The 17,651-nt window shown below is 67.8% G+C and carries 11 protein-coding genes; 2 read left to right on the top strand and 9 right to left on the bottom strand.

Translation table 11 applies throughout. From position 1 onward, the window contains the following. Window positions 1–34 precede the first annotated feature (34 nt). Window positions 35–946, top strand: a complete 912-nt coding sequence (locus AC1PLS_RS15605) for an AraC family transcriptional regulator (RefSeq protein ID WP_260300160.1) — start codon at window positions 35–37, stop codon at window positions 944–946. Here AC1PLS_RS15605 and AC1PLS_RS15600 read toward each other — a convergent pair. From AC1PLS_RS15600 to ybaL, 8 genes are all read right to left on the bottom strand, one after another. Continuing rightward, the gene (locus AC1PLS_RS15600; protein WP_184379039.1) at window positions 850–2,139 is read right to left on the bottom strand and encodes a type III PLP-dependent enzyme; all 1,290 of its coding nucleotides are present in this window, start codon (window positions 2,137–2,139) and stop codon (window positions 850–852) included. The genes AC1PLS_RS15605 and AC1PLS_RS15600 overlap by 97 nt on opposite strands. Then, window positions 2,136–3,905: an IucA/IucC family protein gene (locus tag AC1PLS_RS15595; RefSeq protein WP_184379037.1), complete on the bottom strand. Its 1,770-nt coding sequence runs from the start codon at window positions 3,903–3,905 to the stop codon at window positions 2,136–2,138. Before AC1PLS_RS15595 ends, AC1PLS_RS15600 begins: the two co-directional genes overlap by 4 nt. Continuing rightward, window positions 3,883–5,079 carry an MFS transporter gene (locus AC1PLS_RS15590; protein ID WP_184379035.1) on the bottom strand — a complete coding sequence of 399 codons (1,197 nt, stop codon included), beginning with the start codon at window positions 5,077–5,079 and terminating at the stop codon, window positions 3,883–3,885. The genes AC1PLS_RS15595 and AC1PLS_RS15590 overlap by 23 nt, the downstream gene beginning before the upstream one ends. After that, entirely contained in the window at window positions 5,076–6,878 is a 1,803-nt protein-coding gene (locus AC1PLS_RS15585; RefSeq protein ID WP_481103836.1) for an IucA/IucC family protein, read from the bottom strand. Before AC1PLS_RS15585 ends, AC1PLS_RS15590 begins: the two co-directional genes overlap by 4 nt. Then, entirely contained in the window at window positions 6,875–8,101 is a 1,227-nt protein-coding gene (locus AC1PLS_RS15580; RefSeq protein ID WP_481103835.1) for an ATP-grasp domain-containing protein, read from the bottom strand. Before AC1PLS_RS15580 ends, AC1PLS_RS15585 begins: the two co-directional genes overlap by 4 nt. Window positions 8,102–8,335: 234 nt before the next feature. Beyond that, window positions 8,336–10,468 (bottom strand): TonB-dependent receptor family protein, encoded by a 2,133-nt coding sequence (locus AC1PLS_RS15575; RefSeq protein WP_481103834.1) that lies wholly within the window; start codon window positions 10,466–10,468, stop codon window positions 8,336–8,338. After that, on the bottom strand, window positions 10,469–11,230 hold the full coding sequence (locus AC1PLS_RS15570; RefSeq protein WP_481103833.1) for an HpcH/HpaI aldolase family protein: 762 nt from the start codon (window positions 11,228–11,230) through the stop codon (window positions 10,469–10,471). 214 nt (window positions 11,231–11,444) lie between these two features. Next, the gene (gene ybaL / locus AC1PLS_RS15565; protein ID WP_046343878.1) at window positions 11,445–13,142 is read right to left on the bottom strand and encodes a YbaL family putative K(+) efflux transporter; all 1,698 of its coding nucleotides are present in this window, start codon (window positions 13,140–13,142) and stop codon (window positions 11,445–11,447) included. Window positions 13,143–13,587: 445 nt separating this feature from the next. Between ybaL and AC1PLS_RS15560 the strand changes: the two genes are divergently transcribed. After that, a complete protein-coding gene (locus tag AC1PLS_RS15560) occupies window positions 13,588–14,781 on the top strand; it encodes a cytochrome P450 (RefSeq protein WP_481103832.1) in 1,194 nt (397 codons plus the stop codon). Between the two features lie 191 nt (window positions 14,782–14,972). On the opposite strand, the gene AC1PLS_RS15555 is transcribed toward AC1PLS_RS15560, so the two are convergent. After that, window positions 14,973–17,369: a TonB-dependent receptor plug domain-containing protein gene (locus AC1PLS_RS15555; RefSeq protein WP_481103831.1), complete on the bottom strand. Its 2,397-nt coding sequence runs from the start codon at window positions 17,367–17,369 to the stop codon at window positions 14,973–14,975. Between the last annotated feature and the right edge of the window lie 282 nt (window positions 17,370–17,651).

Genomic DNA, 17,651 nt, shown 5'->3' with positions numbered 1-17,651 from the left:
CGCGATGCTGGGGCTGTCCAACAGGAGTCGCCCCATGCCAGCAGCCGCTTCGGTCGTCTTCAATCGCCAGCGCAGCGTCGAGCGCGTCGTCGCCCATCTGCAGGCCAGCATCCGCGCCGGCGAACCGCTGCCGGACCTGGCCGCATTGGCGGCCGTGGCGCAGCAGTCGCCGCATCATTTCCATCGGGTCTATCGCGCGTTGGCCGGCGAAACCCTGGGGCAGACCATCGCGCGGCTGCGTCTGAGTTATGCGCTGCATCTGCTGGGCGAGCCGACGAGCACGGTGACCGAGGTGGCGCTGGCGGTGGGTTATCAGACCCCGCAGGCGCTGGCACGCGCGTTCCGCAGCCTGTTGCAGGCCAGCCCGAGCAGCTTGCGCAACGCGCCCGCGGTGCGCGCACAGAAACTGCAGCAGCTGGCCATGCCCTCGCTGCCGCCGCAGATATCCGGCGCACCCTTGCAGGTGCTGGTGCAAATGCTCGATCCGCTGGAAGTGGTGGTGCTGCGCCAGCGCGGCGCCTTCGACGATCTGGACCGTGGCTTCGGCCGCATCGCGGCCTGGGCCGAGCGCGCCGGTGCGATCGAACACTTGCAGGCCTTGATCGGCCTGCCACTCAACGACCACCGCGATGTGCCGGCACATCGGCATCTGTTCGAATGCGGCATGGTCTTCGACCCTGCACTGTCGCCGCCCGCACCGTTGCAATTGCGCCAGCTCGACGGCGGCGCGCACGCGGTGCTGCGCCATGTGGGCTCTTATGCAGGTATCGAAGACGCGCTCGATCGCGTGCTCGCGCAATGGCTACCCGACAGCGGCTACGTCCTGCGCGATGCGCCGCTGCATTACCTCTACCTGGACGACCCCGAAGCGGTGGCAGAGGCAGAGCTGCGTGCAGACATTCGCGTGCCGGTCCGGCCCGCGACGCACGCCGATGCCGCCGCCTGAGCCGCAACCGGCAGGAACACCATCTGCGGCGGCGGATGCATCAGGAACTGCTGGTGCGAGATATTCCACGCATACGCGCCGGCCAGCGGGAAGGCTAGGCAGTCGCCTGGTGCCAGCGCTGCGACAGGTTGGTTGCGCGCCAGCACGTCCTTGGGCGTGCACAGTTGCCCGACCAGGGTGACCGGGGTGTCGCGCAGCACCGGCGCGTGCCTGCCACGCAATACGCGGAACGGATGATCGTGGCCTTGCGCGGCCGGGGTGCGGAAGTGATGGGTGCCGCCGCGGGCGATCGCAAACCAAGCGCCGTGGCTGCGCTTGAGGTCCAGCACGTCCATCAGATACCAGCCGCAGCTGGCGCTGACATAGCGCCCGGGTTCCAGCCGCAGGCGCAGCGCCTGGCCGTGTTCGCGTAGCAAGGCAGGCAAGCCGGCGCAGAAGCCGGCCCAGTCGAACGACGATTCCGGGGCCAGATAATGCACACCGAAGCCGCCGCCTGCATTCACCCGCAACGGGCCGAGTCCGTAGCTCTGCCGCCACTGCTGCACGGTGCGCAGGTAGGCGGCGATCAGATGCAACTGCGCGCCGGCATCGCGCTGGTGCGACATCAGATGGAAATGGAAGCCTTCCAATCGCAGCGAGGGGCTGGCCCGCAGCCGCTGGATCGCCGCGTCCAGATCGTCCGGGTCCAGGCCGAACGGCGAGGGCTGCCCGCCCATCATCAGGCGCGTGCTCTGCGCACCGGGCACGGCGATATTCATGCGCAGGAACACCGGCACGCAGCGGCCGGCCTGCACCGCGATCGCGGCCAGGCGCTCCAGTTCGCCCAGGCTTTCCACATGCACGGTGCAGTCGGGCAGTGCGACGGCCTGGGCCAGTTCGCCATCGAGCTTGCCAGGGCCGCCGAACAACAACGCAGCCCGGGGTTGTTGCGTGTGCAGCCAGGCCAGTTCGCCGCCGGAGGCCGCCTCGAAGCCATCCACGTGCGGGGCGAGCGTGTGCAGGATCGGTGGCTCCGCATTGGCTTTTGCCGCGTAGAACAGCTCGCAGTCGGCCGGCAGTTGCGCGCGCATCCAGGCCGCATGCGCATCCAGGGCGGCCAGGTCGTAGACGTAGGCGCACAGCGGGCCATCGCTTTGGTCGCGGATGCCCGGCAACGCCTGCATCACGGCGTCCATATCGATGCGCAGGCTCATGCCGCCACCCGCCGTGCCGCTGCGATGCATGGAATCGGATTGGGCAGCGCGGTGTAATCGGATTGGCGATCGGCGCGTTGCCACAGCCGCGTGCCCAGGTTGTTCTTGCCGGGCAGCGGCGCGCCGTCGAGCAGGCCCTGCAGCGCGGCTTGCGTGCCATGGCGCTGTTGCCAGCGTGCGGCGAGCTCGCCCACGCATTGCCACAGGCGCGCCTCCAGCACGGCATCGCCTTCGGTCAGATGGAAGATCGCCTCGGCCAGGTTGTTGACCAGCGCGCAATACGCCACCCGATTCCAGCCCTGTTCCGGCGTGTAGTACAGCGATTGCCGGGCGCGTTCGCCCACGCCCTGCAAGCGCGTGGCGGGCCAGTGATGTGCGAGCAGCTTGGTGCCTTCCAGGTCGCGGATCCATACCCGCGTCGGCCAGCCATCGGCAAACCCGATCACGGTGTTCTGCAGGTGCGGTTCCAGCGCGATGCCGTGCTGGAACAAGGCACTCCACACCCCGTCCAGCAGCAAGCCGGCATAGGCGCGGAACCACAGCAGCGTGGCGGTGTGGCGATCCATCTGCGCGCCGCCCAATGCCTGCAGCATGGACGCACACACGCTGTTGCCCTGCGCATCGCAGGTGAACAACGCGGCGGCCACCTGCGGCTGCCAGCGCGCGCGGTGCGCGGCGGGCAGGGTCTGCCGGTACAGGATGCCGAAGCTCTCCGACAGGCCACGCGCCGCCAGCGGATCGGCATCGTGGAAGGCGGGATCGACCTGGGCGACCTCCAGCGAGGTGGCCGCCGGCTCCAGCATCACATCGAAGCCCGGCACCTGCACGGCCAGCGCACGCCAGCTCGGTGCCAGCAGCTCGGTGAGCGCGACCGCACTTTCCAGCTCGTACCAGGCGTTCTTGCGCACGCAGTTGGTCAACCGCACATGCACCGAGCACTTGAGGAAATAATCCAGTTCCGGGTGGTACAGCGTGCGCACCGACGAGGTGGGCCGCAGTGCCTCGCCGAGCATGCCGACAGGCTCGATCAGCCCGCGCGCCTGCAGGGTGCGCAGCAGCGGGTCGTCGAGCAGGCGCTGCGCTTCCCACGGATGACAGGGATACAGCGCCTCGCTGCCGGAGAGTTGCCGCAGGCTGGCACGCACATCGCGGCCCTGCGTGCGCAGCAGCCGTGGGTCGATGCGGAACCAGAACAGCTGGAACGCGGCGCGCGCTTCCGGCGCGCAGGCCAGCACCTGCGCCAGATCGACGCCTTCGCGGCTCTTGGGCGTGGGATGCAAGGCATGCCCCCACAGCATCGATTGTTCGGCGTCGATCATCGCCTCGCCGGTCGCGGCGCTGCCCTGTGCCTGGCGCAGCAGTGCGGCAGTGATCGCCACGCTGTTGGCGCTTTGCGCGAGCAGTTCCGGGTTGACCGCCTGCGTGCTGCCCAGCGCCTGCAGCAGGCAACGCGCCAAGGCATGCGCGTCCAGGCTCTGCCACGGTTGGCCGGCGCCCTTGAGAAACGGCGTGGAGGCAAAGCGGCAGCGGCCCAGGCGATCGGCATAGGCAATGCGCACGCACAGCGTGCCGGTATCGCCCAGCGCGATCCGCAGCCAGCGCTGCTCGGCCACGCGCGGGCCGGGGCGATCCAGCCCGCGGTAATCGAAGTCCACTGTGCGTTGCGGAATTGCGAACTCGCGCAGGTAGCAGTTCAACCAGCAACTGCAGGCCTGCGCGTCGGCCATGCTGTCGTACCAGGGGTCATGCATCGTGTGCGGCGACATCGGCGGATCTCCTCGAAGGGAAGCGCACCAGAACGGTGAGCGCAGCGGCCGCCGCAGCCAGCGCGGCAGCCAGGAAAGGGGTGGCAGGGCCGGCGGCCTGGGCCAGCGCACCGGCAGCGGCACCGGCGAACACGCCGGCCCATTTGCCGCAGGCATCGAAGCGGCCGAACAGGCGCCCGGCGCCATGCCCGCTGGCGACCAGCGCCAGGCTGCGGTTGAGCCCACGCAGGCCGAACAACATGCCGAACCCGAACAGCAGCCGCGCCGCTACCAATGCGGCGGCGTCGTGCAGCAGCGCCTGCCACAGGCAGGCCAGCGCGAACAGCGCCAGGCCGGGCACCAGCCAGGCCTCGCCATCGCCGCGCCGCCACCACGGCAACACCACCAAATAGACCAGGTGCGGCAGGCTGTAGAGCAGGCCGGCCAGCGCGTCGTGGCCGGCGCCGCGCGCCAGCGCATACGGGATGAAGTAGGGGAAGGTCACCACCATCGCGAAGCAGAACAGGAACTGCGCGATCAGCAACGCAGGCCACAGTGCGCTGGCCGGTGCTGACTCCGATGGCGCCGACGTAGCCACATGCCCGGAGGGTGTGGACTGCGCAGTGGGCGCGGTCGGCCGCGGCGCAGGCCGGTCGGCGGGCAGACGCCAGGTCAGCGCGAACGCCAGCAGCGGCAGCAGCGCAAGCGCGCGATACAGCGACTGCGCCGGGCCAAGCGCCAAGGCCAGGCCCAGCAGCGCAGGCGCGCTGACCATCGCCAGGCGCGCCGAATACTGCGTCCAGTCGAGCGCACGTGCCAGCGGGCCGGCTTGCGGCTGGCTGGCCAGGTACGCATTGGCTGCCGCCAGCGAGCCGCCGCAGGTGCCTTGCACGATCAGGCCGATCACCAGCCAGCTCAGCGACGGCGCGAAGCCGGCGATCGCAAAGCCCAGCGCCAGCCCCAGCTGCGCACGCAGCAACGAGCGCTTGCGTCCATAGCGGTCGGCCAGACGCCCCCAGGTGCCGGCCGTCAACGCGGTGCACAGCGTCGGCAACACGTACAGCACGCCGCTCCAGCCAACCGCCGCCGAGGGCGCCAGCTCGGCCAGCACCTGCGGCAGAAACAACGGCATGCCCAGTGCGGTGAAGGCGGCCAGGTAATGCGCGGCCAGCACCGGGCCCAGGATGCGCTTCATCGCTGGGCACCCGCCTGCCGACGCGGCCTCTGCTGCGCGCCAGCGAAGGCGTCGCCGAAGGGGTTGGGCGCGCTATCGCCGTAGAACTTGTTGATGTCGCTCGCACCGGTGAGTTGCTTGCTGAGCAGGCTGCCGGCGCTGAGCAGGTACTTCACCGGCAGCCGCGGTGCGGCCAGCAGGCGACGCGCGGGAGCGGTATCGATGCCATCGACATCCAGCTGCGCCAGCGTCAAGGCGAACTGCGTCTGCAACTGCGTGTACAGCGGCGCGCGCAGCGCCGGCTGCCATTCGGCCAGGCCTTCCAGCACCGCCTGCAGATCCAGCTGCAGCACGATGGTGCAGAACATCTGCGCCAGGGCTTGCGGCTGGTCCACCGCGATGCGCGCATCGTGCAGCGGGCCCAACGCGTCCAGATCCGGCAGCTGCGCGCGCAACTGCGGCATCGCGATACGCGCGGCGTCGTTGTCCTTCATCAGCAGCCGCGTCGCCTGGCCATCGGCGTAGACCAGCATGCTGTTCTGCTGATTGGCTTCCAGCGCAATGCCGTAGCGCAGCCACAGGCGCAAATGCACCGCCAGCATCAGCTCGGTGTACTCACGCCACCAGCCGAGCACATCGCCCTGCGCAAAGCGCTCGGCCAGATGGATCGCCATCGGCCGGCCGTCGGGCAACCGCGCGCACAGCGCGGCCACCGGCACCAGCGTGGCGTTCTCCAACGGTGGATAACGCCGCAGCAGATAGGCCAGATGACGGGTCTGTCCCACATGCCCGCCATGCGATTCGTCCACGAACACGCAGCGGCCGCGCAGGGCCGGATCCAGCGCATCGATGCGCCGCAGTGCGCGCTCCAGCCAGTGGCCGTCGTACAGCGTGGAGGGCTTGATCAGGCGCAGATTGAGCGCGCCCAGCGTGCGCATCGGAATCGGCAGCTTGAGATGCAGCTGCGGATGCTGCAGCGGCACCAGCGTGCGGACCGACAGGGTGGGGCGCACCTCCAGCCAGGCCTGCGGTGCCCGCAACGTGCCTGGCGGCAGTGCAAAGCCGTCCTGCTCCAGCCGCGCCCACACCAGCGGATGCACCGGCCAGGCGACATGCGTGTCGGCCAGCGCGGGCGGCAGGCCCAGCGTGGCGAAGTCCGGCCACAGCTCGGCCGGCGCTGCACTGGTGCAGCTGACCTGCGCACGCGGAACCGCCAGCCAGCGCAGCGCGAAGGTGGGGGCGAATTCCGGTGCGTAATCGCGCAGTTCCGAGGCATCCAGCCCGGCCTTGGCACGTGCGGTGGGATAGAACGGATGATCGCGATAGCTGGCCAGTTGATCGCAGCGGTATGCACGCTCGGCCGCATCTGCATGCTGCAAGGCGTTGAGCAGCGCAGGTGCCTGCGCGTCGTAGGCCTGGCGCGCCAGGCCCAGGTGGGCGGCAGCGCACTCGGCTTCTTCGGCGTAGGCGCGATGCAGCTGTTGCGTCTCGCTGTCCAGCTGCGCGCTCATGCGTTGCAGCCAGGCCTGCGCACCGCGTTCGACATGCGCGCCATCGGCGCCCTGCACGATACAGCTGTCGCCGCAGGCGCTGATGTCCTGCAGATAGCCCTGCCGATGGATCGGCAACCACAGCGTGCCGTCGGGCAGATGCGCGATGCGCCACCAGCCTTCCACCGGGCTGGGGTCGGTCCATGCCGCCAGTACGCCTGCCTCGGGCATTGCGGCGCTGCCTCGGGTGGCGATGCCGCGCAGGTCCTCGCGCAGGCAGGCATCGATGATGCGGGTGGCGATATAGCGTTGGTCGGCGGCACTGCTCATGCGCGCAGCTCCGCGCCATCGATCCGCCACTGCAGCCCCGCTTCGGCATGCACCACTGCCTGTTGCAGCGCCTGTGCATCGCTGGCCACCGCGCTCAGCACACCCAGGTAATCCTTGTTGGAATGGCTCAGGCGGATGCGTTCACCGGGCGCGCGCATGCGCCGGTACTGCACATCGCTGTGCGCATCGTGGTGGCGGCGATCTTCGCTGGCGGTCACCAGCTCGCCGTCCTGCGCGGCGACGTAGTAACGCAGCAAGGCATGGGCGCGATCGCAGCGCAGCTGCGGCAGCGGCAGGCCCAGATGCGGCGCCAGCGCGGCGGTGAACCACTGCCCGCCGAACATGTCGTCGAGCAGGAACTCGCGGCGGTCGCCGATGCTGCGGTAGTTGATCTCCACCAGCACCGGGCCGTCGCTGGTGAGGATGAATTCGCTATGGCACAGCCCGAAGCCGACCCCGAAGCTGCGCAGCTGTTGCAGCGCCTGCGCAATCACCGGCGTGTCCACGCGGGCATCCCACTGCGCCTCGCATTCCACGAAGTGCGGCGGTGGCGACAAGCGCACCCTGAAGCCGCCCAGCGCTTGCAACGTATGGCCGTCGCCCAGCGTTTCCAGCGTAAACAGCTCCCCTTCCAGCATGCCTTCCAGCAGCATGGTGCGCTGCGGATGGCGCTGCCACACATCGTCCAGATAGGCCTGCAACTGCGCGGCATCTGCACAGTGGCGCACGTCCAGACTGGCCACGCCCTCGCGCGGTTTGGCCACCACCGGCCACGGAATGTCGGCCGGCAATGCGGCGCCCGGGGCCAGCGTGCAGAACCACGGCGACGGCAGTCCACGCGCACGCAGGCGCTGACGCATCGCCGCCTTGTTCTTGGCCGCGTAGCAGACCTGCCAGTCCTTGCCGGGCAGGCCGAGACCCGCCGCGACCAGCGCGGTGCTGGTCTGCAGATGATCGCTGTTGCTGAACACCGCACGCGGCGATACATCGGCGTCGTGCAGTACGTCCAGCACGCCGAGCGGATTGAACACATCGCATTCGATCACCCGTTGCGGCGCATGCGCCGGATGCTCGCGGAAATGGCTGAGGTGATCGAGTCGGTGGTCGGTCAGCAGCCACACCGGCAGGCCGAGCGCATGCGCGGCCGGGAGAAACCCTTCGGTGATGGCCGGATGGCAGACATGGGTGAGGATCACCAACGGTGCAGCGGATGTCGCAGTCATGGCAGCTCTCGTTCAACAGGACGGTGGAAAAAACCGGTACTGAAACGGGCTGCCTGGCGCCGCAGGGGCGTTGGGTGGCCTGCGATACGGTGATCGCATGCCGCATGCTGCGGCAGGGAGACGTGCGTCATGCACGCCGTGTTGTCTGCGGCGCCCGCCAGCGCGAGCGCCGTTGCCGTCAGCCGACCGACGCCCCTGTACGTCGGTCGCTACGGCATGTGCCGGGTCGAAGGCCTAAAACGTGTACTCCAGCCCGGCGGTGACGGTGCGCGACGGCGCGGCCTGGCGGCCCCACGGGCTGGTATCCACACCGCGGAACCAGTACTGCCGATCGAACAGGTTGTTGATCGCCAGCGACGCGCTGAATTTTTGTCCATCGCGTTCGAACAGCGTATGGCTCACCTGCGTGTTCCATACCCAGTACGACGGCAACTCGCCGACCGAGGCGATCGCGTTCTCCTGCACGGTGTTCGCCGCGTCGCTGTAGGCCTTGCTGAAGTAGTAGCTCGACAGTGCGACAGTGGTGTGACCGAGCGTGTAGTTGCCGCCCAGGATGATCTGGTTGCGCGAGGTGTAGGGCACGCGCAGCCCGCGGAATGCACCCGATTCCTGGCTGGCATCCAGATACGCATAACCGGCGTTGAGGGTGAGCGCGCGCAGGTTTTCCGGGCTCCATTGCAGTTCCAGCTCGCCGCCTTGATGGCGGGTCTTGCCGAGGTTGCGGAACACGCGCGTGGTGTTGTCCAGCTGGATCTGCTGATCGAAATCGATCAGGTACGCACCGAGCTGGATGCGGGTGCGGTCGTTGGGCTGGTAGCGCGTGCCGGCTTCGTAATTCCATGCCAGTTCGGCATCCAGGTTGTTGCCGAAGATGATTTGGGTGACCTGCGGCGCACGCAGCGAGCGCTGCCCGTCCGCGTAGAAGAACCATTCTGCGTTGGCCTGGAAACCCACCGTCAACCCCGGCAATACATCGCGGGTCTGGTTGAGCGTGCGCAAGCCGGTGGCGCGATTGAAATAGCGCGAATCCAGCCGCTCGTAGCGCAGGCCCGGGGTGATGGTCAGGCGTTCGTCGGGCAGGGTGATGGCATTGCTGACGTAGGCGGCCAGGGCGCGGTCTTCGAACTGCCAGTCACGCACGCTGGTGAACAGGCCATCGCGCAAGCGCAGATTGCCGACCAAAAAATCGATGTCCTCGTGCACCGCACGCACGCCGGCGGTCCACTGCTGACGCACGCCACCGGCATCGCCCATGCTCCAGCTCAGCCGCGGCTCGCTGCCGACCACGCGGAAGTCGCGCGGTGCGGTCTGGCGCAGTTGCGGCGGCAGGTCCGAACGCCAGGTTTCGGTGGCGGCCTGGCGCATGCCGACGATGAAGTTGCGGCTGCTGCGCGCGCTGAAGTTGGTCCAGGACAACCGGACGTCTTTCAGCGGGCCCCAGTCTCCGAACAACTGCTCGTAGCTCAACGATGCGCGCGTGGTACGCCCATTGAAGCTGTCCAGCGGGCGCGTGGACTGGCGCGGGTCGCGCCGGTAATCGTCCGGGCTGAGCGCGCCGGCCAGATCCATGTCGACCAGATAGCGTTGCACGCTGGCCTTGAGCAACTTGGTGTCGTCCAGCCACCACTCCGCACGCACGCGCAGATTGCTGATGTCGGTATCGCTGTGCGCGCGCCAGTACTCGCCGTAAGTGCGATTGGCATCGACCTGCAGGCCGAGGTTGTCGGTGAGGTAGCCGCCGCTGCTGAGCGCGCTGTCCTGCAGGAACTGGCCCTGGCCGCCGGCGGTGACCTTGTGCGCCAGCGTGGTACTCCACTCGCTGGGGATCTCCTTGCTGACCAGATTGATCACCCCGCCGACATTGTTCGGCCCGTACTGCACGGCCGCGCCACCGCGCACGATGTCGATGCGGTCGATCTGGTTCAGCCCCACCGGAAACAACGACAGGCTGGTCTGCCCGTACGGCGCCAGTGCCAGCGGAATGCCGTCTTCCAGCACCTGCACGCGGCCGCTGCGGCTCTCGTACAGGCCGCGCAGCATCAGCTGCGGCAACGCGCCGGTGCCGGTCTCGTCGAAGATCTTGATGCCCGGCACGCGCTGCAGGGCATCGTCCAGCGAGCGGTTGCCGCCATTGCGCAGTTGCTCGCGGTCGATCACCTGGCGGCTGCCGGCATAGCGCTGCACGTCGTCGGGCCTGGAACGCCCGAGCAGGCTGCCTTGCACCTGGATCGTGTCCAGCGCACGGATCGGCGTCTGCGCATCGGTGGCTGCCGCATCCGGCGACTCGGTGGCGAACGCCAACGGCGGCAGGGTCCAGGTGGCCGCAGCGATGGCGATGGTCAGGGCGTGGAAACGGAACGTCGACATCTACGGCGTGCTCCTGCAGGCGGGTGGTGGAGTGGGTGCGGCGAAGCTGGCCAGGTGGCCGCGCAGTGCGCGTTGAATCAGCGCGCGGTCTTCGCCGGCCAGCAGCCAGCGCAGGTCCGGCTGTTGCAGCCAGTGCGCGCGTTGCGCGTCGGTGCGCGGATTGGGGCAGAACGGCACGTTGGCCGCAACGCAGTGCGCATGCAGTTGCAGCAGCAGTTCCCACACCTGTGGATGGGTCGGTTGTGGGCCCAGGCCCAGATCCAGCGCAAGATCCAGCGCGCCTTCCATCACCAGGGCCACGCCGGGTAGCGCCAGCAGCTCGGGCACTGCCGCGATGCCGGCGGCACTTTCGATCATCGGCACGATGCGGATATCGCGATTGGCCTGCGCGATGTAGGTGGACAGGTCGACATTGCCGAAGCCGGTGACGCGCCCACCGGTGATGCCGCGCCGCCCCAGTGGCGGGAACCGTGCCGCGACGATGGCGTCGGCCAGTTGCGCGGCCGATTCGGCGCGTGGAATCACGATCCCGCGCGCGCCGGCATCCAGCACGCGGCCGATCAGTTTTTCGTCAACCTCCGGCACGCGTACCCAGGCCTCGCAGCCGGACAGCTCGCAGGCGCGGATGGCGTGTTCCAGTTCGTCCGGCGCGCGCAGCACATGTTCCAGGTCGAGCACCACAAAGCCGTAGCCGATGCGGCCCAGCAGCTCGCACAACTGCACGCTCGGCACTGCGTTGAGAACGCCAACCGCAAACGTCATGGATGAGGCCGCCAAGGAAACGGGCGCTCATCCTGCTCCGGATGGGAATGATTATCAAGTGGATTTGGTGGGCAGTTTTCGGTGCCCTGGTCGCAGTTCGATCAATGCACGGCTGCAAGCCGTTCCGCACTGAACCACCTGCGGGCAACAAAAAACCCGCAGGCGCTGCCGGCGGGTTTTCGATTCGTGCAGCGCTGCGTCCCCCGCCTTGCGGTTACGACGCCGGTACGCGCAATGCCCGATACGGCGGGGTGGACATCACCATCTCGGCCAGCGAATAGGCCAGCTCGCGTTCGGCCAGCACCGCGCCGTCGGCGCCGTGTTCGAGCAGGTGCTTGACCTCGGTGTCGCTGTGCGCGCGCGCCAGCAGCGTCAGCGACGGGTTGATCGCGCGCAGCTTGGCCAGCGCCTCGCCGGCTTCCAGTGGCTGCGGGATCGCCAGGATCGCGATCTTGGCGTGCTCCGGGCGGGCTTCGGCCAGCACGCGGTCGGCCGCCGCACTGCCGCGGATACCGGGAATGCCGGCCGCATGCGCCTTGGCCACATGATCGCTGTTGTCGTCGATCACCAGCACCGGCACGCCGCGGCTACGCAGCAACTGCGCCAGCGCGCTGCCGACGCGGCCATAGCCGATCACGATGGCATGGCCGTCCAGCGGCAGCGGCGGGCCGGGCGGCAGTTCCGGCTCCACCGCGGCCGGAGCGTCCTGCGCCTGCCTGGCCTGCCAGCGGTCCAGCCACGAGAACAGGAACGGGTTGGCGATGATCGACAGCAGCGCGCCGGCCAGGATCAGGTCGCGCCCGGTTTCCGGCAGGATCGCCAGCTGCACGCCCAGCCCGGCCAGGATGAAGGAGAACTCGCCGATCTGCGCCAGGCTGGTGGAAATGGTCAGTGCGGTGCCGGTGGGGTGGCCGAATGCACGCACGATCACGAATGCGGCCAGCGACTTGCCCAGGGTCACGGTCAGGAACGTGGCCAGTACCTGCCACGGGTGCTCGACCAGGATCATCGGGTCGAACAGCATGCCCACCGAGACGAAGAACAGCACCGCGAATGCATCGCGCAACGGCAGCGAATCGCTGGCGGCCTTGTGGCTGAGCTCGGATTCCTTCAACAACATGCCGGCGAAGAACGCGCCCAGCGCGAACGACACCCCGAACAGCGTAGCCGACAGGAACGCTACGCCCAGCGCGATGCCAAGCACGGCCAGAGTGAACAGCTCGCGCGAGCCGGTGGCGGCGACCTTTTCCAGCGACCACGGAATCACCCGCCGCCCGACCACCAGCATCACCGCCACGAACGCCACCATCTTGAACAGCGTCAGGCCCAGCGCGGCCAGCAGCGAGGTGGATTCGCCGGCATGCGCCGCGGCCGGCGCGGCGGTGCCCAGCACCTCGGCCAGCGCCGGCAACATCACCAGCGCGATCACCATCACCAAGTCTTCGACGATCAGCCAGCCCACCGCGATGCGGCCGCGCTGGGTTTCCAGCAGGCGGCGTTCTTCCAGTGCGCGCAGCAGCACCACGGTACTGGCCACCGACAACGCCAGACCAAACACCAGCCCATGCATCAACGGCCAGCCCATGCTCCAGGCCAGCGCCCAGCCAAGCAGCGTGGCGACCACGATCTGCGCCAACGCACCCGGAATCGCGATCCATTTCACTTCCATCAGATCGTCGAGCGAGAAGTGCAGGCCCACGCCGAACATCAGCAGCATCACGCCCAGCTCGGACAGCTGGTTGGCCATGGTCTGGTCGGCCACGAAGCCGGGCGTGAACGGCCCGACGCAGACGCCGGCCAGCAGATAGCCGACCAGCGGCGAGAGTTTCACTTTCTGTGCGAGCGTGCCCAGCACGAAAGCGACCGCGAGGCCGACGGCGATGATGTCGATGAGGCTGGTGTCGTGATGCATTCCAATCCGTTGTGAGAGTGTCCGAGAGAGCGTCGCGGGCGCGACCAGCCAACGGCACTGCGCCGGGCGTCGCCTGCGGGCATTGCGTGGTCATGGCTGGGGTCCGGCGCGGGGGAACCGGGACCGCGTTGCTGGTCCGGTTGGCCGGACGCCCATAGTACACAGCGCTTGATTAACGCGATGCGACACGCAGCGCATGCACGCAGGCCGATCCATGCGTCAGACGCCGCGCGTAAACCGCCGTGGCCCGCGCCTGCGCGTGCGAGCTGCGACGCAGGGCGCAAGTCCGGCACGCCGATTCAACATTGACGACACCGCTTCGCCCCTGCGCAAGGTCGCAGCGCGGCGCCGGCCGACAATCCGGGCTCCCAGTGGAGCGCCTGCGTCCTTCGGCAGGCCCACGCACGCATCGCCCCGTTGCGGGTGACGCCACACGAGCCAGGCCATGCATCTCAGCGATTTGGCAACACCCCAGTTCCGGCACGATCCCTATCCGACCTACGCGCGCCTGCGCGCCGAAGGCGCGTTGGTGCAGGTGGCAGACGGGCGGCTGATGTCCGGCCGCTATGCCGTGGTCGATCGCCTGCTCAGCGACCGCCGGGTCGGCCGCGACTATTTGCAAAGCATTCGTCTGCGCTACGGCGAGGCGGCGGTGCACCTGCCGCTGTTTCAGGGCATGAGCCGCATGTTCCTGCTGCTCAACCCGCCGCTGCACACCCAGTTGCGCGGACTGATGACACAGGCCTTCGGTGCGCGGCAGATGGAATCCATGCGTGAAGTGGCCAGCGATACTGCTGCCGGGTTGATCGACGCTTTCCAGGCCAACGGCCATTGCGATCTGCTGACCGAGTTCGCGTTCCCGCTGCCGATCGCCATCATCTGCCGGCTGCTGGATATCGATGCCGCCGATGTCACCGCGTTGAGCCACGCGACCAGCGCACTGGCAAAAGTCTTCGATCCGATGATGACGGCGGAAGAACTGCAGGCCACCAGCGTTGCGTACGACCAGCTGGCGACATATTTCCACGGCGTGATCGCGCAACGTCGCAGCGCTGGCGGCGATGATCTGATCGCGCGTTTTATCCAGGCCGAGGACAACGGCCGCCGCCTGAGCGACGAGGAGATCGTCTCCAACGTGATCCTGCTGTTCTTTGCCGGCCACGAGACCACCTCCAACATGATCTGCAATGCGCTGGTCGCGCTGCATCGGCATCCACAGCAATTGCGCCTGCTGCAGGAAACCCCGAGCCTGCTGCCCAATGCAGTGCTCGAATGCATGCGCTACGACAGCTCGGTGCAGATCGCCACGCGCACGGCGTTGCAGGATGTCGAGATCGAGGGCGTGGCGGTTCCCCAGGGCGCCATGCTGTATCTGATGCTGGGCGCGGCCAATCACGACACGCTGCAGTTCACCGACCCGCAGCTGCTGGATATCCGCCGTCAGCAGGGCCGCGCGCTGTCGTTCGGTGGCGGCATCCACCACTGCCTGGGCAATCGGCTGGCGCTGATCGAAATGGAAGCCGCGCTGGCCTGCCTGCTGGCGCGTCTGCCGGCGCTTCGGCTGGAGCAGCTGGACACGCTGAGCTGGAACGATCGCGCCAACCTGCGTGGTGTGGACGCGCTGTTCGCTTCCTGGTGAGCTGCGGCCAGGCGGCGCGGTGCCTGGCCGGCACGCAGTGTTGCGGCAGTCATAGCGCTGGCAATCACCGCGGCAAATGACGCACGGCCGCTGCTGGCGAATCGAAGCCCACAACGACAAACACCGCCGATCACTCGGCGGTGTTTGCGTTGACGCAGGCGCGGATTGTCAGATCCGCTCGAACCCGCCGGTCAGAACCGATAGGTGACCCGCCCGTACCAGTAGCGGCCGTTGAAGCCGAACGGCGACAGCGACGAATACTGCAGGCCGCCGGCGCGGTCGTCGTAGGCGGTGGTCAGCTGCGCCTTGGTCGGATACTGATTGGTGAGGTTGTCCGCGCCCACGGTGAAGGTGAACGCGTTCCAGGTCTGGCTGGCGGCCAGGTTCAACAACCAGCGCGCGTCGTAGGTCTGGTCCTGGCTGCCATCGGCCGGGTCGCTGATGCGCTTGATCGATCCGTAGCGGGTGGCGTTGAAGTTCAGCGCAAAGCCGCCCAGCGTCCAGTCCGCCGCCGCCATGTACTTGGTACGCGGGGTGGCGTCGGTGAGCAGGCCCTGGCTGGCGCGCCCGAAGTTGGGGTTGGACAGTTCCAGGATCGTGGTCTTGTTGTAGTTGGCGCTGGCACTGAGATTGAGCTTGCCGTAGCTGCCCAGGTCGGCGAGATAGCTGTTGATCCAGTCCACGCCACGGGTGCGGCTGGTGGCGCCGTTGACGAAGAACTGCACCGCGGCCACCTGGCCGATCGGCTGCGCCAGCTGCAGCTGGTCCGAATACAGGATCTGGTCCCAGATGCGGATCTGGTAGACGTCCAGGCTGGAAGTGAAATTGGCAGTCGGCTGCCACACAGCGCCCAGGCCATAGTTGGTGGATTTCTCCGGGCTCAGCGGGCCGGCGCCCAGCGCCACCGCGACCGGGTCGGAGGTGCGGTAGGTACCGACCTGCACCAGCTCGCCGTTCTGGATCAGCGTCACCACCGAGGCGTAGTTCTGCTGGGCCAGCGACGGTGCGCGGAAGCCGTTGGAGATGGTGCCGCGCAGCGAGAAGGTGTCGCTGAAGGCGTAGCGCGCCGACAGCTTGCCCGAGCGCGTGGAGCCGGCATCGCTGTAGTTTTCATAACGCCCGGCAATGCCGCCGGACAGCTTGTCGGTGATGTCCGCCTCCAGGTTTGCGTAGACCGCATTGCTGTGGCGTCCGAACTTGCCGGCCACCGTCGGCTCCAGGCCGGAGAACACCTGCGCGCCGCCCGGATACGGCGCGCCGTCGTCGGGATTGATGGTATTGGGATCGAAGAAGTACGACTCCGGCGAGCCGGCGGTGATCTGGTAGCGGTCCTGGCGATGCTCGGCACCGAAGGCCACGTTGACCGGATACGCCAGGCCCCAGTCGAAGGACTTGTTGATGTCCAGGTTGATCGTGCCCTGTTCGGTTTCGAAGCCACCGGAATTGAAATTGGTCGGCGAGCTGCCGGTGGTGTAGTACAGATTGGTGTTGATGCTGTTGAGGATGTTGAAGGTCATGTCGTTCTTGCCGTAAGTGGCCGACACGTCCCAGTTCCATTCGCTCTCGGTGCTGCCCTTCAAACCCAGCACCGCCGAGCGGTCGTTGGTGGGGTTGTAGATCTGCGGCAGGAAGCCGTTCGGGTAGATCGCCTGCACATTGCGCGCGGTGTTGTCGGCGGCGCGGTAATAGCCGTTGGAGGTGACCTCGCGACGGCTCATGCTGAGGTGGCCGTACAGTTCCAGGTTCGGCGAGAACGCGTAGCCGAATGCGGCCAGCCCCTGGTAGAACGTGGAGGCCGGGTCGCCGTGGCGCTGGTAGGGGACACCGCCTGGATTGGGCGTGCCCGGCACGGTGGTGGCGCGGTTGGTGTTCTCGCCGCGGTTGGTGCTCATGGTGTTCTGGTAGTTCCAGGACAGCCGCACCCAGCCCGCGGTGTCGCCGCCGCTGCTGCCGAACGGCAGGCCGACCGAGCCGTCGATGCCGTTCTGCTCGCCATCACCCTTGTCCATGATGCCGCCATTGATCGACACGCTGTTGCTGCCGGCATCGGCGCCATGCTTGAGCACGATATTGACCACGCCGGCGATCGCATCGGAGCCGTACTGGGCCGAAGCGCCGTCACGCAGCACTTCGATGCGCGCGATGGCCGACATCGGCAGCGAGTTCAGGTCGGCCGGCGCCGAGCCACGGCCGACGTACGGGTTGTAGTTGATCAGCGAGGAAGTGTGATAGCGCTTGCCGTCCACCAGCACCAGCACCGCATCCGGCGACAGGCCGCGCAGCGTGGCCGGGCGCGCGGCATCGTTGCCGTCGGAGATCGCCGGGCGCGGGAAGTTCAGCGACGGCAGCAGCTTGCCCAGCGCGGTGGCGATGTCGGTCGCGCCGGTGGCCTGCAGCGACTGCTCGGTGATGATGTCGATCGGCGATTCGGATTCGGCCACCGTGCGGTCGCTGACGCGGGTACCGGTGACGATCAGGGTGTCCAGGGTTTTCTGCGGCTGGGCAGGCTGCGATTGCGCACTGGCAGCGAACGTACAGACGGTGAGTGCGACCGAGATCGCAAGCGAGAGTGCGTTGGAGGTGTGCATGGGAATGGAGACTCAAAGGGGATGGTGGACGCAGCGATGCGCTGCGCGCATTGCCGGGGGGAAGACGACGGCGGACTGCGTGACCCGGGTTGCCTGCGCGCAGCGCGTGTGCGCTGGCAAGGCGACGTGCACAGCAAGACAGCAGACTGCGACGCAGCGTCTGCTGCGTGGCGCATCCTTGCGAAAGAAGGGGGGAGCTCGCCCTTTCGCGACAATCGGAAAGGGCGAGCGATGCTGCGGGCGTGCTGCCCCGTCTCAGCGAGGCGGGACGAGGCGATCGAC

The sequence above is a fragment of the Xanthomonas sp. NCPPB 3218 genome, assembly GCF_056725185.1.
This window is presented reverse-complemented; position numbering and strand designations above follow the sequence as displayed.